The sequence below is a fragment of the Helcococcus bovis genome, from assembly GCF_046035835.1.
In the GTDB taxonomy this organism is placed as follows: Bacteria; Bacillota; Clostridia; order Tissierellales; family Peptoniphilaceae; genus Helcococcus; species Helcococcus bovis.
The window spans coordinates 15,407-36,898 of record NZ_JBFNGB010000016.1 but is presented as its reverse complement, the minus strand read 5'-3'; the positions used below and the strand labels follow the sequence as shown (position 1 = coordinate 36,898).

The 21,492-nt window shown below is 26.7% G+C and carries 13 protein-coding genes; 4 read left to right on the top strand and 9 right to left on the bottom strand.

All coding sequences use genetic code 11. The features are described from left to right. Position 1 precedes the first annotated feature (1 nt). From purF to purE, 4 genes are read right to left on the bottom strand one after another with little or no spacing between them, the layout of a single operon-like run. A complete protein-coding gene (gene purF / locus ABGF48_RS06175; protein ID WP_408105468.1) occupies positions 2–1,414 on the bottom strand; it encodes an amidophosphoribosyltransferase in 1,413 nt (470 codons plus the stop codon). 4 nt (positions 1,415–1,418) lie between these two features. Further along, positions 1,419–5,084, bottom strand: a complete 3,666-nt coding sequence (locus ABGF48_RS06170; RefSeq protein WP_408105467.1) for a phosphoribosylformylglycinamidine synthase — start codon at positions 5,082–5,084, stop codon at positions 1,419–1,421. Further along, entirely contained in the window at positions 5,077–6,114 is a 1,038-nt protein-coding gene (locus tag ABGF48_RS06165; protein ID WP_408105466.1) for a 5-(carboxyamino)imidazole ribonucleotide synthase, read from the bottom strand. The genes ABGF48_RS06170 and ABGF48_RS06165 overlap by 8 nt, the downstream gene beginning before the upstream one ends. Next, positions 6,114–6,590, bottom strand: coding sequence for a 5-(carboxyamino)imidazole ribonucleotide mutase (gene purE / locus ABGF48_RS06160; protein WP_408105465.1), 477 nt, complete (start codon positions 6,588–6,590; stop codon positions 6,114–6,116). Before purE ends, ABGF48_RS06165 begins: the two co-directional genes overlap by 1 nt. Before the next feature lie 170 nt (positions 6,591–6,760). On the opposite strand from purE, the gene ABGF48_RS06155 reads away from it, so the two are divergent. Continuing rightward, positions 6,761–7,444, top strand: coding sequence for a phosphoribosylaminoimidazolesuccinocarboxamide synthase (locus tag ABGF48_RS06155; protein WP_408105464.1), 684 nt, complete (start codon positions 6,761–6,763; stop codon positions 7,442–7,444). Positions 7,445–7,453: 9 nt separating this feature from the next. Then, positions 7,454–8,641 carry a coenzyme F420-0:L-glutamate ligase gene (locus tag ABGF48_RS06150; RefSeq protein ID WP_408105463.1) on the top strand — a complete coding sequence of 396 codons (1,188 nt, stop codon included), beginning with the start codon at positions 7,454–7,456 and terminating at the stop codon, positions 8,639–8,641. A 117-nt stretch (positions 8,642–8,758) separates the two neighbouring features. Here the strand turns inward: ABGF48_RS06150 and ABGF48_RS06145 are convergent, their stop codons facing one another. After that, positions 8,759–9,664 carry a D-alanyl-D-alanine carboxypeptidase family protein gene (locus ABGF48_RS06145; RefSeq protein WP_408105462.1) on the bottom strand — a complete coding sequence of 302 codons (906 nt, stop codon included), beginning with the start codon at positions 9,662–9,664 and terminating at the stop codon, positions 8,759–8,761. A 179-nt stretch (positions 9,665–9,843) separates the two neighbouring features. Between ABGF48_RS06145 and ABGF48_RS06140 the strand changes: the two genes are divergently transcribed. After that, the gene (locus ABGF48_RS06140) at positions 9,844–11,349 is read left to right on the top strand and encodes an IMP dehydrogenase (RefSeq protein ID WP_408105461.1); all 1,506 of its coding nucleotides are present in this window, start codon (positions 9,844–9,846) and stop codon (positions 11,347–11,349) included. 29 nt (positions 11,350–11,378) lie between these two features. On the opposite strand, the gene ABGF48_RS06135 is transcribed toward ABGF48_RS06140, so the two are convergent. Further along, positions 11,379–14,567, bottom strand: a complete 3,189-nt coding sequence (locus ABGF48_RS06135) for a SpaA isopeptide-forming pilin-related protein (RefSeq protein ID WP_408105460.1) — start codon at positions 14,565–14,567, stop codon at positions 11,379–11,381. 132 nt (positions 14,568–14,699) lie between these two features. On the opposite strand from ABGF48_RS06135, the gene ABGF48_RS06130 reads away from it, so the two are divergent. Beyond that, on the top strand, positions 14,700–16,538 hold the full coding sequence (locus ABGF48_RS06130; protein ID WP_408105459.1) for an ATP-dependent helicase: 1,839 nt from the start codon (positions 14,700–14,702) through the stop codon (positions 16,536–16,538). A 41-nt stretch (positions 16,539–16,579) separates the two neighbouring features. Here the strand turns inward: ABGF48_RS06130 and ABGF48_RS06125 are convergent, their stop codons facing one another. The 3 genes from ABGF48_RS06125 to ABGF48_RS06115 all read right to left on the bottom strand — a co-directional run bounded on the left by ABGF48_RS06125 (position 16,580) and on the right by ABGF48_RS06115 (position 21,416). Further along, on the bottom strand, positions 16,580–18,976 hold the full coding sequence (locus tag ABGF48_RS06125; RefSeq protein WP_408105458.1) for a hypothetical protein: 2,397 nt from the start codon (positions 18,974–18,976) through the stop codon (positions 16,580–16,582). Next, the gene (locus ABGF48_RS06120; RefSeq protein WP_408105457.1) at positions 18,977–21,031 is read right to left on the bottom strand and encodes an efflux RND transporter permease subunit; all 2,055 of its coding nucleotides are present in this window, start codon (positions 21,029–21,031) and stop codon (positions 18,977–18,979) included. It abuts the gene before it with no gap. Between the two features lie 106 nt (positions 21,032–21,137). Next, on the bottom strand, positions 21,138–21,416 hold the full coding sequence (locus tag ABGF48_RS06115; RefSeq protein ID WP_408105456.1) for an HU family DNA-binding protein: 279 nt from the start codon (positions 21,414–21,416) through the stop codon (positions 21,138–21,140). Positions 21,417–21,492: the final 76 nt, after the last annotated feature.

Genomic DNA, 21,492 nt, shown 5'->3' with positions numbered 1-21,492 from the left:
GTTACCTTCCTTGATTTAAAAATTCTTTTTCAATTTCTGTAAGTTCCTCATTAAATATTTTTTCATAATCACATAATTCATCTGTGTATTCACCATTGAATAAATCACTTGTGATTCCATTAAATTTTGAATCGAAATTAAATCCTACAGCTTGTTGTAGCCCTTCTAAACTTAAGTATTCTAGAGAATCCGCCCCTATTTCCTCACATATCTCATCTTTACTCTTATTTGCACCAATCAAATTTTTAGATAATTGCATGTCAATTCCTGTATAGCTAGGGAATAATATAAGCGGTGATCCGATTCTCAAGTGAACTTCCTTAGCCCCTGCATCTTTTAGTAAATTAACAATTCTTCTAGAAGTAGTACCCCTTACAATTGAATCATCTAAAAGCACGACTCTTTTATCTTTTACAACATCTCTTAATGCAGATAGTTTCATTTTCACACCTAAATCTCTTAAATCTTGAGTTGGTTGTATAAATGTTCTTCCCATATATTGATTTTTTATTAATCCCATTTCATAAGGTAAATCAATTTCTTCAGCGTATCCACTAGCTAAAGATAATGAAGAGTTTGGCACACCCACTACAATATCTGCATCTACTGGACTTTCCTTAGCTAAAATTTTTCCAGAATTTTTTCTAACCATATGGACATTCTTACCTAAAATTGTTGAGTCTGGTCTTGCAAAATATATAAATTCCATAGCTTCAATTGTGATAGCTTCAGGTTGTACAAAATTATATTTTTTATAACCTTCATCAGATATTTTTATTATTTCACCAGCACTGATATTATCTAGAAATTTTGCACCGATAACATTTAATGCACAAGTTTCTGAAGCAATCATTAGCGAATTATCTAATTTCCCTAAAACTAAAGGTCTTCTTGCATGTTTATCTACAATTCCATACATTGCATTTTTAAGTAGTATAACTATTGAAAATGCTCCTTTTAGCTTTAATAGAGCTTCATTTAATCTTTCTTCAAATTCTTTTTTAGAGCTTCTTCTTATCAAATGAACAATTAATTCTGCATTTGATGATGAGTGAAATACAGCTCCTTTTTCTTCTAATTTTTTTCTAAGAGATTTTGCATTTAGTATATTTCCTGAAAATGATATTCCAATATGTTCATCAAAAAACTTAAAAAGCAATGGCTCAATATTTTGAATATTATTTGTATCGTGGCTTGAATACCAAACTGAACCTAAAGCACTATCCCCTGTTAAGTTTTCTAAAACATTTCTATTTCTAAAAACTTCATTTAATAGGCCGATATTTCTATAACCTTTTATTCTATTTCTATCATTAGAAACAATCCCTGCTCCTTCTTGCCCCCTATGCTGCATACTGTGCAATGCCAGATATGTCAAATTTACTGCGTTTTTGTTATTCCAAATTCCAAACATTTACTTAACCCCTTGTAAAATATTTAACTCCATTAGAAAATATATCTTGTCTTTCCTTTATAGTGTTAGTTTTGTATAAATTTTCTCCTGATCTTTCACTATGCCCCATTTTTCCTAAAATTAAACCATTTTCACTAATCATTCCTTCTATAGCGTAAAGTGATCCATTAACATTATATTTACCATTTAATGTAGCATCTCCATATTCATCAACATATTGGAATGCAGCTAAATGCTTAAATTTATCAATTAATTCTCCTGTTAATCTACCTTCTCCATGACTAAACACTAATTCATGTTTTTGTCCAATTTCAAAGTCTTGAGTCCATGGTGATTTTGTGTTTGCAACTCTAGTAATTGCAGTATCAGAAATATGTCTTAGTCCCTCATTTCTAAACAATGTTAAATCATTAGTATCTAAATCTTTTATTTCTCCATATGGCAATAATCCTGATTTTATCAATGCTTGGAATCCATTACATATTCCTAAAATTAATTTTTCATCTTCTAAATGTTTATGAATTGCATTTTTAACTTTTTCATTTTTCAAAATATTTACAATAAATTTTGCACTACCATCTGGCTCATCGCCTGCAGAAAAACCTCCAGGAAATGCTATAATTTCCGATTTTTCAATCATTTTTACAAATTCATCAATAGAATTTTGAATATCATCTTCTTTTGTATTTCTAATTACAACCTGAGTAACTTCAGCCCCAGCTTCTTCAAATGCTTTTTGAGTGTCATATTCTGAATTTGTCCCTGGAAATACCGGAATCACAACTCTGACTTTATCTAATTTTTCCTTATAATATTTCTTAGTTTCACAAGCGTTAGAAATATTTTCTACTTTATCTTTTTCAAGATTATAGTAAGTTGGATAAATTTCTTCTAATGTATTCATATATGATTGATATATCTCTTCTTTACTTATTTCCACACCATTTATTGAAATATTTTCTGTAACTTCTCCTATTAATTCAAAATCAAGTTTTTCAGTAGTTTCTACAACAATGGATGCAGGATTAAAATTAAATACTTTTTCACTATTTACTGTAAATCCTAGATTATTACCTATTGCCATCTTTGATAATGATGATGCCATTGAACCATATTCTTGAACATACGCTGAAACAACTTTTCCATCTTTAATGTATCGATTCAATTTTTCAAATAATTCAACTGCTTTTTTGATATTTGGATATCCCTTAGGATTCTTTTCAATATCTATTAAATAAAGTTTATTTCCTACTTTTTTCAATTCAGGTGTTATTACATCATTTATTTTTACAGGTGCACATGCAAATGATATTAAAGTTTCAACTATATTTATATCATTAAATGTACCTGACATTGAGTCTTTACCACCGATTGAAGGTCTTCCAATTTCCCTTTGTGCAACGATACTTCCTAAAAGTGACTGTGTAACTTTACCCCATTTTGTAGGATTATCTAGCAATTTTTCAAAATATTCTTGGAATGAAAAATATAAGTTTTCTTTAGTTCCACCAATTGCATAAACTTTTGCAAGTGATTCCAATACAGCGTAAATACTTGATAAAAATGGTGAATATTTTGAAATTTTAGGAATAAATCCATAAGTTAATACAGTTGCTGTATCTGGAGTGCTATATAAAGTAGGAATGGCAGCAACACTTGCTTGTACAGGTGTCAATCTTGTTTTCCCTGCAAATGGCATCATTACAGTCATAGCTCCAACAGTTGAGTCAAACATAGAAACCATACCCTTTTGATTTGTTACATTTAAATCTGATAACTCTTTTAGGAATGCAGCTTTTGTAAATTCTCTTTTTTCAAATGGATTTTCAGCATAATTGTCTATTAATTCAGCCTTTGAATGTTTTCTCACACCCGCAGTTTCTAAAAATTCAGCCTTAAAGTCTACAATTAATTCATCATTGTAATACATTTCAAGTCTATTTCTGTCTGTTATATTTGCAACGTGAACATATTCAAGATTTTCTTTTTCACATTCTTCTACAAATTTTTCATAATCATCTTTAGAAATTCCAACTGCCATTCTTTCTTGAGATTCACTAATTGCAATCTCTGTAGGATTTAATCCCTTGTATTTTGTAAGAACTCTATCTAAGAAAATTTCAATTCCTTCAGACAATTCTCCAATTGCAACTGATACTCCACCAGCCCCAAAATCATTACATTTTTTTATTAATTTTGTCACTTCAGGCTTTCTAAATAATCTTTGAATTTTCCTTTCTTCAACTGGATTTCCCTTTTGAACTTGACTTGATGCAGTTACTAATGATTCATCATTGTGTTCTATCGATGATCCTGAAGCTCCTTGAATACCATCACGACCAGTTCTTCCACCAATCATAACAACTATATCCCCTGAAACTAAGGTTTCTCTCTTATATTCATCAGCCTTAACTGCTCCAACTACCGCTCCAACTTCCATAGTCTTTGCAACATATGAATCATCATAAATTTCCTTTACAAATGTTGTTGCTAATCCTATTTGATTTCCATAAGAACTATTTCCTTGTGCAGTACCTTTTGAAATATCAACTTGAGGTAATTTATTTTTTAATGTATCTTCCCTATTTTGTAAAATATTACCTGAACCAGACACTCTCATTGCTTGATAAACATAACTTCTTCCTGACAATGGATCTCTAATTGCTCCACCTATACATGTGGAAGCGCCACCAAATGGCTCAATTTCTGAAGGGTGATTGTGAGTTTCATTCTTAAATTGAATTAACCATTTTTCCTTATGTCCTTTATTTTCTATTTCAGTAAAGAATGAACAAGCATTTATTTCTTCACTAATTTCTATGTTTTTATCACCTAATATCTTTGTATGATATTTTCCAATAATGGATGCCATATCCATAAGTCTTATTGGTTTTGTAATACCTAATTCTTCCCTTATTTTTATGTAATAATTAAACGCTTCTTGCATTTCTTCTTGGAATAATTTTGAATTAATTGATATTTCATCTAGACTTGTTTCAAAAGTAGTGTGTCTACAGTGATCTGACCAAAATACGTCAAGAACGTACAATTCTGTTTCTGTAGGATCTCTATCTTCTTTCACAAAATATTTTTGAATAAAATTTAGGTCTTCTAGATCAAGAGCTAAAGATAATTTTTTCTTGATTTCTTCTAATTTTTGATTATTAAATGTTCTAAATCCTGTTAAATCTAACATTTTTTTAGATTCTTGATTGATAATAAATTCTAATTTATTTAGATTTTTTTCTTGAGATTCAATTGGATTGATTAAAAAGTTTTTAATTTTTTGTAATTGTATTTCACTCAATTCCTTGTCAAATACAATTAATGTACCCGTCCTTACAACAGATTTATTTTTATTATCTATTAATTTCAAACATTGCATAGCACTATCAGAACTCTGATCATACTGTGCTGGCAGAGTTTCGTAAGCAATATATTTATTTTTTTCTAAGCTAATATTATCATAGACTTCGTCTATCATTACTTCGGAAAATACAAGATTTTTTGATTTATTAAAAATATCCTCTTCAATGTCGAAAATATCATAAATTACGTATTTTTCTAATTTTGATATTGATATTCCAAACTCTAAATTTAATAAGGTCATTAAATTTTTTGATTCTACATCATATTTATTTTTTTTCTTTACAAAAATTCTTTTATCCAAAACTATCCTCCAAAACAACATTTCCATCGAAATTAATATGTCCTATTTTTCTATTGTGACGGGCTTCCTTTTCGTACAAATGCAAATAACATTGTTTATTTTTAACTAAATTTATAAAATATTTTTCGTTCTGACCTAAAATATTGTATAAAGTCGTTTCTTTATTTGTTATCTTCCCTACTGCCAACCCACAAATTGCTTCTATATGAGCTCTAAATTGTGATTTATTTGCGGATTGCATTGTTATATGTCCTGAATTATGAACTCTTGGAGCAATTTCATTAAAAATTACTTTTCCTTCGCTGATAAAAAATTCAACAGTTAAAACACCGTAATATTCTACGTCTGACAAAATCCTATTTGTATATTCCACAGCTGTTTCATACTGTTCTTTACTTATATTTGCAGGAATTTTAGATCTATATAAAATATTATTTCTATGTTCATTTTCTACTACTGCTACGATATTTACACCTTGAATATCCTTGCAAGCAACTACAGAAATTTCTTTTTCCAATGAAATAAATTTTTCTAAAATAGTATTTTTTTGTAATTCAGATATTGAGGTTATCATTGATTGACCCTTGCCATCATATCCAAATCTCAATGTTTTCATGATATATTTTCCATTAATTTCAATATTTTTATCATCCGAGCTAAAATATTTAACCGTAGGAATATTTAATTTTTTTGCATATTCTTTTTCTTTAAGTCTATGCTGTGATATTTCTAAAATTTTTGACGATTGAACAATATTGTATTTGTTCTCAATTTGCCTGTATACATCCAAATCAATATTTTCAAATTCAAATGTGATTACATCACTTAACTCGCATAGCTTTTCTATGCCTTTAAAATCACTAAAAGCACTATGTATAAAAAAATCTGCAAATTTTCTTGCACAGGCGTCTTCACTTGGATCCAGTATAGCTATTTTATATCCCATCTCTTTTGCAGACATAGCTAACATTCTTCCTAGTTGACCACCACCGATTATTCCAATAGTGCTTTTAGGTAATATAGTACTCATCATATCTTCATATCCTTTACTATATTTTCTAATTCAGTTTTAAATTTTTCATATTTTTGAGCGTACTCATCATTTTCAATTGCAAGAATTGATAATGCACTTATAGCTGCATTTTTAGCTCCAGCTACACCTATAGCCATAGTATGTACAGGAACCCCATAAGGCATCTGAACAATTGATAAAAGTGAGTCAACACCATTTAATGTACTAGACTTTATAGGTACACCTATAACAGGTAAAATTGTCATAGATGCAATCATGCCCGGTAAATGTGCAGCTCCACCTGCAGCAGCAACAATTACACTAAACCCGTTATTTTTTGCGTTTTTTGCAAAATCAACTAACAAATCTGGCGTTCTATGTGCGCTAATAACTTTTTTATCGTACTCTATACCAAAGTATTCTAATAATTGACAAGTTTCCTTCATTGTCTCAAAATCAGAAGATGATCCCATAACAACAGCGACTTTAGGCATTGTATGCTCCTTATTTTTTTTAATTTTTTACAATTACAAGATTAGTATATCAAATTTTTTTTTATTTGCAATTATTTTTTAACAAAAAAATTTTTTTAAATTTTAGTTGAAATTTAAATAAATTTAATGTAGTATTCTCTTGTAAAAGTTTTGTCAAAAAGGAGAAAATTATGAAATTAATTTATCAAGGTAAGACTAAGACACTCTTTGAACTAGAGAATGGCAACATTCTATTAAAGTTTAAGGATGATGTAACAGGTAAAGATGGCGTATTCGATCCAGGTGAAAACCAAGTTGGACTTTCGATCGAAGGGTCAGGAAAAGCAGGACTGGAACTAACAAAATTTTTCTTTGAAAAATTAAAAGAAAAAGGAATTGTAACTCATTATGTAGATTCAAACATTGAAGAAAATACTATGGAAGTTAGAAAAGCTAAAGTATTTGGACATGGTTTAGAATTTATATGTAGATACAAAGCAGTTGGATCATTCTTCAAAAGATATGGAAAATACGTTGAAGAAGCTCAAGATTTAGGAGGACTCGTTGAAATTACAATAAAAGACGATAAAGCTCAAGATCCAATTATTACAAAAGAAACTCTAAATTTATTAAATATTATAACTTTTGAACAATATGATGTAATCGTAGAACAAACTAAATTAGTTTCCGATGAAATATTTGAAATTCTAAAAGAAAAAGGTTTAGACTTATATGACATTAAATTAGAATTTGGTGTTGATGAAAATCAAAACATTATTCTTATAGACGAAATTTCCGGTGGAAATATGAGAGTTTACAAAAATGGTGAATATATCTTGCCATTAGAATTACACAAATTAGTATTAAACAAATAAGGAGCATAAATGAGTAGATTAATAGGTACAAGTTCATTAGGAATAAGGTTACCAATTGTAAAACAAGGAGATGATTTAGTAAAAATTGTGAGTGATTGTTTTACAGAAGTTATCGAACAGCAAAAAATCGAAGTTTCAAATACTGACATCATTGGTATTACTGAATCTTTATTGGCAAGAACACAAGGAAACTATGTAAAATTATCTGATATAACTGAAGACTTGAATAACAAGTACGAAGATGAAATAAGCTTAGTGCACCCAATTTTAAGTAGAAACAGATTTTTAAACATTCTAAAAGCTATCGCAAATACAAATAAAAAAGTTAAAATTTATCTTTCATATCCAAGTGATGAAGTAGGAAATCTACTTATGGACAAATATGAAATAATGAAAAAAAATGTAAATATCTACAAAGATACTCTAACTGAAGAGGACTATCTAAATATCTTAGGTAAAAAATACCTTCACCCATTCACAGGACTTGACTATGTTGAAATATATAAATCAGTATTTCAAAAAGGTCAAGTAGAAATCTTATACTCAAATAATCTAGAAGACATTGCAAAAAACTCAAAATCAATACTAGTAGCAAATATCCATGATCGTGCATACATGAAAGAATATTTCAAAGAACATGGTATTAACTCTGTATATACACTTGCTGATATTATGTCAAGCCCAATTAACAATTCTGGATATAACGAACAATATGGACTATATGGTTCAAACGCAGCTAGTGATGATTCGTTAAAGTTATTCCCTAGAGATGCAAAAAAATTCGTTGACGATGTACAAGCAGAAATTATGAGAAGAACTGATAGAAAAATTGAAGTTTTAGTATATGGTGATGGTGCATTTAAAGATCCTATTGGTGGAATATGGGAATTAGCTGATCCTATTGTTTCACCTGGATTTACAGATGGTTTAATCGGCAGACCAAATGAAGTTAAAATCAAATATCTTGCAGATAATGATTTAGCGGATTTATCCGGTGAAGAAGCAATTAAAGCTATGAAAGAAAAAATCAAAACAAAAGATGGTGACGATGTTACACAAAATGCAAAATTAGGTACAACACCTCGTCAACTTACAGACCTTGTTGGCTCATTATGTGACCTAATGTCAGGTTCTGGAGATAAAGGTACTCCTGTAATTTACATTAAAGGTTACTTTGATAATTACTCAGTTGAATAAAATTAAATAAAAAAATAAAAAATAGTCATGTTCTCAAAATAAGGTGACCCCAAAAAGTTGGATTTTAAGTCCAACTTTTTGGGGTCATTTCAAAATTTGAATTAGAACATGACTATTTTATTTTTCAATAATTCTTTTTATAATTTCATTTGCATCTTCATATCTTTGTTCATCAGTTTTTGAGCCTAATACGTGAATAATATATTCTGTGTTTCCTTTGTAATACAATAAAATCAAATTATTTATACCATCTAAGGAACCTGTCTTAATTCCTTTAACATTTTCATTAAAATACTTAAAATTAGGGTCTAAAAACTTATTCGTATTTATCCAAATATGCTTTGTATTATCAGATAAAACAGATTGATATTCATAAGTAGATATCACATCTCTTATAAATTTATATTGAATAATATTTTTTACAACTTTATTTAGATCTTCAGATGTGGTATATGATTCATAATCAAATCCAGATGGATTATATATTTTAGTATTTTTATATCCCCTATTCCTCAAAAATATATTGAATTTTTCTTGAAATAAGTCTAATGTAGTTTTTATATCTATTAAACTTTTATCTAAATTTTTTCCACAAAAATCAGCCAAAACATACGCAGCATCATTTCCTGATGGAACTAATAACCCTGCAACTAAATTTCTTAATGTATATTCTTTATATTCAATATTAGCTAAAGATGAATTTTTAGGTACGTATTCTAATATGCCATCCGAAGGATAAATTACAGTATCTAAATTATAATTTTCTATGACATAGTCTATCAAAAATAATTTTGATAGACTTGCTGGAGATATTTTTTTGTTTTTATTTTTTTCAAATATAACATTATTGTTTGTTTTATCAAAAACGTAAATAATTTCTGATTTCATTTTTGATTTAAAAATATAATTTTTTGCTATTAATAATATAAAAATTATAAATAAAATGTATAAAATATTTTTAACAATTTTATTTTTGTTTAATCTACTTTTTTTTACTAAAATTTTACGACTATTAAAATCCATATCTCCTCCTCAAAATAAATATAACTGTTAATGTAAAGGATTACAATTTTTTAACTAAAAAGTTATTAATTAAATTGTATCCCTTTGACTTTACTAAACATAAATGGTAAAATTAATCACAAATTTAGATATTTTAAATTTTAATTTTGAAAATATTTAGTAATAAGAAAGGATATTTTATGGCATTTTATTTTAGCGAACCATCAAGAACATTTAGTGAATACTTATTGGTACCTGGTTATTCATCAAAACAACATATGGTATCAAATGTAAGTTTAAAAACACCTATTACAAAATTTAAAAAGGGTGAAACACCTAAGATTAGTGCGAATATTCCACTTGTATCAGCAATAATGCAAGCAGTTTCAGATGACAAAATGGCTGTTAGCTTAGCTAGAGAAGGTGGAATTTCTTTTATTTTCGGATCACAATCCATTGAATCTCAAGCAAATATGGTTAGAAAAGTTAAATCATATAAATCAGGATTTGTAATAAGTGATAGCAATTTATCTCCAGATGCAACTTTGGCAGATGTACTTGCATTGAAAGAAAGAAATGGTCATTCAACAATAGCAATAACTGAAGACGGTACAAGTAAAGGTAAACTTTTAGGACTTGTAACAAGTAGAGATTATAGAATTTCAAGAATGACTACTGATATTAAAGTTAAAGAATTTATGACTAAATTTGAAAATCTAATCTATGCTAATGTTGGTTTAACACTAAGTCAAGCTAATGATATACTTTGGGAACATAAATTAAATGTTTTACCAATAGTTGATGACAATCAAAATCTACAATTCTTTGTATTTAGAAAAGATTATGATATGCACAAATCAAATCCTAATGAACTTCTAGATGATAATAAAAGCTTCGTAGTAGGAGCAGGTATCAACACTAGAGATTATAAGGAAAGGGTACCTGCCCTAGTTGAAGCTGGATGTGATGTTTTATGCATCGATTCATCTGAAGGATTTAGCGAGTGGCAAAAAGACACTATTGAATGGATTAGACAAAATTATGGAGATAGTGTTAAAGTTGGTGCTGGTAATGTTGTTGATAAAGAAGGTTTTGATTTCCTTGCAGATGCAGGTGCTGATTTTATCAAAATAGGTATCGGTGGTGGATCAATTTGTATTACAAGAGAACAAAAAGGTATCGGACGTGGTCAAGCTTCTGCAGTAATTGAAGTTGCTAAAGCTAGAGATGAATATTTTGAAAAAACTGGTGTTTATGTTCCTGTTTGTTCAGATGGTGGAATTGTACATGACTATCATATGACTCTTGCTCTTGCAATGGGTGCTGATTTTATAATGTTAGGTAGATATTTTGCAAGATTTGATGAATCTCCTACAAATAAAGTAAATATAAATGGTAATTTTGTTAAAGAATATTGGGGTGAAGGTTCAAATAGAGCTAGAAACTGGCAAAGATATGATCTAGGTGGAGCTTCAAATCTAAAATTTGAAGAAGGTGTTGATTCATATGTTCCTTATGCAGGGTCTTTACATGATAATGTAAATTTAACAATTAATAAAATTAAAGCAACTATGTGTAATTGTGGTGCTTTGAGTATTAAAGAATTACAAGAAAACGCAAAGATTACTCTTGTTTCTTCTACTTCTATAGTTGAAGGTGGAGCTCACGATGTTATCGTAAAAGATAATTTTCAAAATAAAATTTAGATAATAAAATTAATTAGATTGGCTTTCTCTTAATCGAGAGCCTTTTTATTTTTGATTGTTATAAATGTAAATATCAATCCTAATGTAGAAATAATTGTCATAGCTCCAAATATTGCTACTCCACTATCTCCTGTTTCAGGATTTTCTGGTTTATTTAAAATATCAACAGTTTGACCTTTATCATTAAAGTCTTTATGTTCTGCTACTTTTCTTACTTTTCCTTCTACTGAAATATCACTTAATGTTTCAAATGCTACAAGTGAGATACCTCTTAGATCTTTTGCATTAACTGTGATAAATACTTCTGCTACTCCATCTTTTGTTTCAGGGGTAAATTCTAAACTTGCTGTTAATTCTTTACCGTTAGCATCTTTTAATACTTCTTTTGTTACACTATTCATTAAAACTAAATCAAATCTCATTTTAATTCCTGGTACTAAATCAAAGTATTCAATACGATCTACTAAATGTATTAATTTATCTAATGGTAAAAATTCTTTAGCTCCAGTTTTTACTTCCATTAATGTTGTTTTAATTCTTGGGTTTGTTGTTCTTGTTGTTTGAGCTTTATCATGTATATCTCTATGGAATGTTAATAACTTCCCATCTTTGTATAAATCTTCAAATACAACTGTTTCTTTACCTCTTACAACATTTCCTGGTACTGTAAATAATAATTCTACAAATCCATTTCTACTTGTTGGAATAAATTCTTTACTTGCTTTTACTTCCTTACCATTTACTAAAACTGGTTTATTTGTTAATTTATACATTAATGTACCATCTACAATGTATGTCTTTCCAATAATTAAATCGTAATACATTACTTTATCTTTAATGATAACTTCTTCTAATGGTAATGATTCTTTTTTATCAGTTTCATTATCTACAGCAGTTGTTTCAATGCTTGGAATTTTTTCATCTTCAACTTCTACTTCTAATGTTTCTCCATGTTTTGTATTTATTGGATCAACATTTACTTTTTCTTCATTTTTGAAATAACCTTTTGGAGATTCAACTTCTTCTAAGTAATATTTTCCAGCATTTGGTAAGTCTACAATTTCAATCTTACCATTTTTATCTGTTATATACTCACCAACTACATTTTCTCCCTTAACTTTATCTACAGCAACTAATCTATATTTAGCTCCTTCTACAGTAATAGATTTATCTGAACCCATTTCTGTTTTAGATACCTTTAATGAAATCTTTTGTAATTTGTTTTCTATAATAGCTTTATTTGTTACAGTATTTTCTTTTGTTTTAGTATTTGCAAAATCAAATTCTTCTAATTCATATTTATTTTCATCAATTATATAATTTTTATCTACATTTAATTCTTTAATATAATATTTTGCATCTATTGGTATGTTTTCAAATGTTCCTTTTACTACAAATTCTTTATCATTTGTTTCTTTTGCTAAAACACTTGTCTTTGATACCATAGTATCTTTAGCTACAGTTACACCATTTTCTGTGTAATCTTCTAAAACAAATAATCCAAATTCTGCCTTAGGATTTAGTGTGAATAATTTTGTATCTTCAAATTTCTTTGTAAATTCAAAATTAATTGATTTTCTTTCATTGTATTTTCTTTGTGTTATTGAATGTACTTTCACTTCTTGTTGTTGTGGTGTAAATTCAATTTCATATTCTCTTGTATCTAATACATATTGTTTTGGTACTGATACTTCTTTTAAGATGTATTTACCTAATGCTATATCTTTTACTTTAACAGCTTCTTTATCATTAGTCTTAATTGTTGAAACTACATCACCTTTATTGTGAAGTTTTGTTACTGTATCATAAGACATAATATCTTCATTTGCAATTAAATTCCATGTTGTACCTTCTAAGAATGTGTCTGTAAATTCTAATTTAGTAATTCCTGTTTGTTCATCTTTAGAAATTCCATTTAATACTTTAGCTTTTTTTTCTAAGATTAATTTACCTTTTTGAGAATGGTTAGAAATTTCAATATCTGTACCTTTTAATGTTTGTTTTTCACCGCTAACTTTAATATTTGTACTATATTCATTTCCACTTTCATCACCATCTATTACAATAGTAATATCTCCAGGTAATTGAGTGTATCCTTTTGGTACATTAATTTCTCTCAATGTATATGTTCCAAAATCTAAATCACCAGATTCTACTTTTCCACCGTCTAATGTAGTTAATTTTTTTATTTCTTGATTATCTTTCATTAAGCTAAATACTACACCTTTTAAGCCTTTATTTGTTTCACTATCAAGTTTTGTAATTGAGAATTTAGCTTTTTGATATTCTTCCAAAACTTCTAAATTTGAGGACTCATTTTCTAAATTTACTGTATATATTTTTTCATCTAATTTAAATCCTTTTGGAGATTTAATTTCCTTAACATAATATATCCCTGAATCTAGTTCTAAGCTATCAGTTTTTCCATATTGATTTGTTTTTAATATATTTAATTGATTTTTATTTAATTTTGCGTCTGATTCAGATTTATAGATTGCATATTCTGCATTTGATAATAAATAATTTGATAATTCTAATTTTAAATTTTTAACTGATTTTGTAATTGAAAAATTGTGTTTTTTTATAATTCTCCAGAACGCCATATTTTGTTCTTTCCCATTTGATGATGGTAGTATATATGCTTCAAAATTTGATGGTGGATTAGGTTGTCCTTCTAAAAAATTAAGAAAGTCTTTATACTCTTTAGCTAAATAAATCCTATCACTAAATTCTGGTGTAAATTTTGGACTATAATAATTTGAAATATATAAGTGTGTTCTATGATACGCTGCATCTTCTCCACTTATCGATGTTTTAGTATTTCCATCAAAAGTTTCAAATTGTAATATTTTAGTTCCATCATTTGCTGTTGTCATTTCTGAATTTAATGTTTTTGATAACTCAATCCATTCATTTGGTCCCCCATAACCATAATATAATATTTTTAATAAAGTTTGATCATAAATTTTACTTAGATCGGTAAATTTTATATTTTTATTTTCTCCAACATTGACAGGAGCTGGAGCATCAGCATTTAAGCATACAACAGCCCAATCGCTAATTGTCCAAAAAATGGGAGATCCCTTTTTCCATTCTATATTTTTCCTATAGAGATTTATATCTCTATCATTCCCTTCTTGAGCATAGCTATAATTTGGCGTTATTAAAAAACCAAATATAAAAGCGAATAATAAAATTTGTTTTATAATATTTTTCATTTTTCTTCCTTAAAAAATAAATTTATAAGTATTATATAATATAAATAAAAATTTAAACTGTCATTATTGTTACAAAAAATTAATATTTTATTTTTTTTGTGTTTTATATTAATATTATTTTAAGGAGTTATTATGAAATTTTCAGAAAGTCAATTAAATGTTATTAATCATAAAGAAGGACCTGCCTTAGTATTGGCGGTACCTGGTTCTGGTAAAACTACCGTCTTATTAGCAAGAATAAACAATTTAATAAATAATGGAATAAATCCTGAAAATATTTTAGCTATGACATTTTCTAAGTCTCAAGCTAAAGATATGGAAGAAAGATACAGAAAAATATACGGAAATCAAAATATTCATTTTTCTACAATACATTCATTTACTTATGGAGTTTTGAGAAAATTTTCTAAATCATTATCAAATTTTCAAATAATTGAAAATTCTAAAGACTATAATAAATATTCAATAGTTCAACAAATCTATCTACATATTAGAAAAAAATATATGAATGATGAGCAACTTGAAAGTTTTTTCAGGGTTTCTAGTTTCCTAAAAAATACATTAATGGATTATAATGATTATAAAAAAATGTATTCTAGTGCATTTAATGGATTTGAAAAAGTATATTCTATATATGAAAATTTTAAGAAAACAAAAAATTTGCTAGATTTTGATGACATTCTTATAGAAGCATTAAAAATACTTCAAACAAATAAATATGCTCTAAAATTTCTACAAAATAAATTTGAATATATACAAATAGATGAAGGTCAAGATACATCCTATGTACAATTAAAAATTATTAGTTTAATTTCACAAAAAAATAATAATTTATTTATTGTTGCTGACGATGATCAATCTATATATGGATTTAGAGGTGCAGATTCAAAACAATTACTTGATTTTCCTAAAGTTTATCCAAATGCTAAAATATTTTATATGGAAAATAATTATCGATCAAGTGATAATATTGTAAAATTCTCTAATCTATTAATAAAAAATAATAAACAAAGATATTTAAAAATAATAAAATCAACTAAGGATGAGGGTGAGATTGTAGATATTACCGCTACAAAAAATACCAAACAACAAATAGAATTTGTATTGCAAAACGCAATAGAAAAATTAAAATTAAATGAAACTGTAGCTATTTTATATAGAAATAATTTATCAGCAATTTCATTTATTAACTCTATACCTGAAGACTTAGATTTTTATATAAAAGACAGTAAATATGCATTTTATTCTAATCAAATAATTTATGATATTATTGATATTATAAATTTTTCTAAAGATCAATATGATCTAAATTTATTTAAGAAAATATATTACAAGTTAAATTTATTTATAAAAAAAGAATTTGTAAAGCAACTTGAATTTATGGACGAAAATTATGATGTTATTGAACGATTAAAGGATGTAGACGGCATGAATTCTTTCTTTTTAGAAAAAGTATATTTACTATCTTACTACATGGACAAATTATCATCTTTAAATTTTTATGATGCTATTTTATACATCCTAAGGAGTATGGATTATTACGAATATGTAAAAGAGCTATCTAGAAGAACTTCCGGATCAATAATTGCTTTCGATAGAATTATTGATACTTTAATAAATATCTCAAAAGATGTAAAAACTGTTTCAGAATTTGAACAAAAAGTTCAATTTTTAATAAATAAACAAAAACTACATAGTAATAATTCTTCAAATTTGATATTTTCAACTATACATGGATCAAAAGGTTTAGAGTTTGATAATGTATTTATGATAGATTTAATAGATAAAGAATTTCCTTCATCATATTCTTCATCTGTTAATGAAGAACTTGGAATTTTAGAAGAAGAAAGACGACTATTTTATGTTGGAATGACCAGAGCAAAGAAAAATTTAACATTGGTTTATCCTAAAAAACTTTATGTAAATGATACAAAACCTTCATCTTTTATTGATGAAATAATTAAAAAATAATATAAAAAGCTGTGCTGAAATCAAGCTCAACACAGCTTTTTTTAATCCCAAAATGTTATAATATCCCAAAGTTTTTCAAAAAAGGATGGAGATTTTTCAACAATATTTTCATCTTTTTTTAAGGCTTTTTCAATAGAATCTGATACATAAACAAATTGAACAAGTCTTAAATTTGTATTCTTTTCGCTTACAAAACTTTTTAACTTAAACCCTTCTTTTCTAAAAGCTTTTAATTTTTCATCAATTTGTTTTTTAGCTTTTTCTGTCATACCATTTGTGCTATTTTTTAATTTTGATGTTCCATATTCAAATTGTCCAAAACCATCTATAAATTTATTAAAACCATTTTTATATTGACCAAATCCATTGTAATAACTTAACACTCCAGATGAAAGTCTATATAGACCGCTTGAAAGTTCAGTTTCTCCATTAAGTATTTTATTATGATTTTCTACAAGTAAATCCATACCTGTTTTCAATTGATTTACCTTGGAAATATCTTCTCCGAAATTTAACCTTTCTAAAATAATATTTATAGCATCATTTAATTTAGAGACTCCTCCTTTTATTCCAATAATACCCTCAACTAGACTTTTTCCATTTAAATTTAATTCACTAATTCCATTCCCTATTTTTTTACTTCCAGGAATTAAATCATTATTTATACCTTCTACTAATGATTTTGTCCCTTTAGTATATTCTACTAATCCATTGTGGAACTTTTGATATTCTACCTTAAAACTAGTTAATTTTTTTATATTTTCCAATGCTTTGTTTTCATCAAATTCAATCAACGCTTTTCTTAAAGGTAATAATTTTCTATTTAATTCAAGATTATAATCTTGAATAATTTTTATTAAATTATCTATTTGATCATCAGATATTAATATACTATTTAGAATATCATTAATTATGTTAAATTTCTTTCTTGTATTTTCTATAATATTTGCTAACCTTACTGATTCATCTAAAAGTTTTTTTACATCTTCATTTTCTGTATATTTTATATTTAATTTTTTAATTAAATCATCAGCATTTGTAGAAATATTACTTTTTTCTAACTCAGAAATTATATTTGAAATTTTTATTTTTATATCATTTAATGATTTTTTCAAATCATCTGAAGATAAATTTTCTATTTTAAATTGTACATCTACCCAAAACTTAAGTATATCATTTATAATATTTTTTAAGTTTTTCATATCTGATTCTGTTAAATTATCTAAAAACTGTAATTTATCAAAAAATGATAAACCATCTAAAATTTGTGAAGATCCATCTACAAGTTTTGAACCACCATCTATTAATTTTTTAGATTCATTTCCCATTTTTTCAATTCCTGATATATATTCCTTATATCCATCATCAAGTTTAGATACACCATCTGTATATTTTATAATACCATCAGAGTACTCTTTTAATCCATCATTTAATTGATTAGTACCTGTTGACATTTCAGACAAACCATTTTTTAATTGGTCCATACCTGAACCCAATTCTCCAATTTTTATAACTAATTCATCAATACCTTTTGAATATTTTTGTAAACCATTATTAAACTTTGATACACCATCTTTTAACTGGTATTGTCCATCTTTTGTATCATCAATACCTTTATAAATATCATAAAGAGAATTATATAATAAATCAGCATTTGAATTTAATTGATTTGCCCCATTAAATAAATCTTTTGAACCATTTCCAACTTGACCAATTGCATTTTCTAATAATTTTAATTCATTGGTAAATTCATCAATATCAGGAATATCAAAATTCATATTAAACGGAACTGCTGAAAATGTGAATGCATTCATCTTAAAATTTTCACTTTCAATTTCTATTTCGAAATTTAGTTCTTTTTCTGGTAAAACTGCATACGTCAATAATTGTATACTTCCGTTAAATGCAATTGTTGCATCATCTACTTTTTTTACAACTGCATTTTTAGAATCTATACTTAATTGAAGTTGTCCTATATAGTAATCAGAATATATTTTATCAGCTTTAGGATTTTTTAATACACTTCCTTTAATTGTAATTAATCCTTTTTTACCAAGTATATCTTTTTCAGATAATTTTTTTCCGTCTAAATAGTAATCTAAATTTATATTCCAAGGAATTTCTTTATCCGGTTCATCACCTTGATAGAAAAACTTACCTTTTTTTGCATTTATTGATATTTCATCTTCATTTTGATTAATAGATTCCAAAGACATTAAATTTTTTATACTCTTATATTTACCATAATCAAGTATTTTCTCATCTTTATCTAAACTATAACCATTAACAACATAAACTCCTTTTTTATTACCAGTTGGAGATACAGAAATATATACAATTTCATCTTTTGTCGTATTCTCAGCCGCAAACACATTTAATGGATATATTATAATCATTATTAATGATAAAATAACTAATGTAAACTTTTTAAAATTCATTTAATACTCCTTTCTCTTAAAATTGGGTTTATATGTGGTTTTCTCAACTATAGAATCAAAGAAATATAACAATACAGGTAATAAAAATATTACTAATGTAAGAGAAAATATTCCTCCTCTTCCTAAAACTTTACCTAATTCACTTACTAGAGCTATTGATGATATCCAAGATAACACGTACCCCGATGTTATAAGGATCATAGCAGGTGGAATTATTGAACCATAGACCTTTTCAGAAGCTTTAATTAATGCATCTTTTTTATCCATTTTTTTTCTATTTTCAAGATAATTATTTGTATACAAAATAGCATAATCAACTGTTGCTCCTAATTGTATTGAAGAAATTACAAGATAACCTATAAAACTTAATTTTGTATTAGTAAAATATGGAAGAGATAGATTGATCCATATTGATGCCTCTATAGTAAATACAAGTAAAAGTGGTAATATCAATGATTTAAAATTTATCAAAATTACCAGAGCCACCGAAATTATAGCTAAGATATTTACTAAAGAATTATCTTTTTTTATTATTTTACTCATATCTTGTAAAACAACACTTTTTCCTAAGATTTCAAAATCAGAATAATATTTAGTTACTATATTTTTAATATTATCTATAAGATTAAATGCAGTTTTACCTTCACTCTCGCTTGTTGTATTTAATATTATCCTTGAATAATTTTTACTAATTAAAGATTTTATTTGTTCCTGTGGTGGAATTTTTATAGGTATAGCGTTACCTACTTGTTCTGTATATGATTGAACAGTTTTAACCATATCAATATTTTTTAATTCTTCTATCATTTTAAATTCTTTTGCTATTTTATTCTTTGGAACAAGCAAAACTATAGGTATATCTTTTCCAAAATACTTTTCTATATTTTTTTTATCTTTTCCTTCAATAGAATCTTCTCTAAATTCACCCATTCCATATGTAAAATCATTTTTTATTTGACCTATAAATGCAATTGGAACTATTAAAATAACAAATATAATTAACCATCTAAATTTTAATACAAATTTTGATAAACGATTGAAATTTGGTAATAAATCTCTGTGTTCTGTTTTATCTATTAATTTCATAGATAATTTTATAATTGCAGGAAGCAAAAATATTACAGAGAACAAACTAAAAATTACTCCCTTTGCTAAAACTAATCCTAAATCTAATCCTATTCCAAATCTCATAAATACTAATACTATAAATCCAAAAATAGTTGTAAGTGCAGATGAAATGACAGCAGATGAAGATTTAACTACAGCATTTTCTAATGCTAAATCAGTATCTTCAACTAGAGTCTTCTGATGCTTAAATTCATGTAATAAAAATACTCCATAATCAAGTGAAACAGCAAACTGTAATATACCACTTACTGCTTGAGTAATAAAAGAAACTTCTTTTAAGAATATATTTGTTCCCATATTTATAACAATAGCTACCCCTATTGCAATCATTATAATTATAGGTTCAAACCATGATTTAACAGCAAGTAAAAGTATTAATAATGAAGCAGGCAATACAAAAATAGTAATTTTTGAAATTTCATCTTTTGTAGAATTTTGTGCTGCTGCCTCAGATACTAATTCTCCATCATATGCTGTATCATCTTTTAAGATTCTTTTTATATTATCTAATGACTCTTTTGAATTATTTGTCTTTACCGCTACTTGAAATAGTGCGTTATTATTTTTATAATATGTATCCAATAGATTTTTATCCATTAATTCAATTGGTTTCGATGTATTTTCAAATTTATCTAACCATAAAATTAATTTTACTTCAGGTAAAGTTGACAATTTATTTTTATAAGCTATAGCATCTTGAACACTAACATTTTTTAACATTATTCTCAAATTTGGTATAGGTTCGACATACTCATCAGCCATTTTACTAATAGATATCACTGAATCAGAGTCTTCAGGTAAATATTTTGATAATGAAAAATTTATCCTAACTCCCAATGCCATTATTCCTGTTATAATAGTTAAAATTAAAAATATTAAAATAACAGATTTATTTTTTTTTATTAAAAATCTAGCTACTTTTTTCATGTTTTCTCCTAAATCAAAATGCTTATAATTTCATAGATATTATACCCTTAATTTTAAAAATAAAAAAGACATTGGATAAACCAATGTCAATTAATGTATAAATAAATTATTTATTTACAACTTCTTTTAATGTTTTACCAGCTTTGAATACTGGAGCTTTTGAAGCAGGAATGTGAATTTTTTCTTCAGGATTTCTTGGATTTCTTCCTTCTCTTTCTTTTCTTTCTCTAACTTCAAATGTACCAAAACCAACTAATTGTACTTTTTCTTGTTTCTTTAATGATTCTGTTACAGTTTCTAAAAATGCGTCTAATGCTTTTGTTGAATCAACTTTTGTTAATCCACTTTTTGCAGCAATTTTTGCTACTAAATCTGATTTGTTCATTTATTTCCTCCTAATATTTCAGTTATCATAAACTGTATCTTTATTATAACATATTGAATTACAAAATCAAGCATTT

Coding starts and splice junctions, on each gene's coding strand:
- purF (WP_408105468.1), bottom strand. CDS start 1,414: ATGTTTGGAATTTGGAATAACAAAAACGCAGTAAATTTGACATATCTG.
- ABGF48_RS06165 (WP_408105466.1), bottom strand. CDS start 6,114: ATGAGTACTATATTACCTAAAAGCACTATTGGAATAATCGGTGGTGGT.
- purE (WP_408105465.1), bottom strand. CDS start 6,590: ATGCCTAAAGTCGCTGTTGTTATGGGATCATCTTCTGATTTTGAGACA.
- ABGF48_RS06155 (WP_408105464.1), top strand. CDS start 6,761: ATGAAATTAATTTATCAAGGTAAGACTAAGACACTCTTTGAACTAGAG.
- ABGF48_RS06150 (WP_408105463.1), top strand. CDS start 7,454: ATGAGTAGATTAATAGGTACAAGTTCATTAGGAATAAGGTTACCAATT.
- ABGF48_RS06145 (WP_408105462.1), bottom strand. CDS start 9,664: ATGGATTTTAATAGTCGTAAAATTTTAGTAAAAAAAAGTAGATTAAAC.
- ABGF48_RS06140 (WP_408105461.1), top strand. CDS start 9,844: ATGGCATTTTATTTTAGCGAACCATCAAGAACATTTAGTGAATACTTA.
- ABGF48_RS06135 (WP_408105460.1), bottom strand. CDS start 14,567: ATGAAAAATATTATAAAACAAATTTTATTATTCGCTTTTATATTTGGT.
- ABGF48_RS06130 (WP_408105459.1), top strand. CDS start 14,700: ATGAAATTTTCAGAAAGTCAATTAAATGTTATTAATCATAAAGAAGGA.
- ABGF48_RS06125 (WP_408105458.1), bottom strand. CDS start 18,976: ATGAATTTTAAAAAGTTTACATTAGTTATTTTATCATTAATAATGATT.
- ABGF48_RS06120 (WP_408105457.1), bottom strand. CDS start 21,031: ATGAAAAAAGTAGCTAGATTTTTAATAAAAAAAAATAAATCTGTTATT.
- ABGF48_RS06115 (WP_408105456.1), bottom strand. CDS start 21,416: ATGAACAAATCAGATTTAGTAGCAAAAATTGCTGCAAAAAGTGGATTA.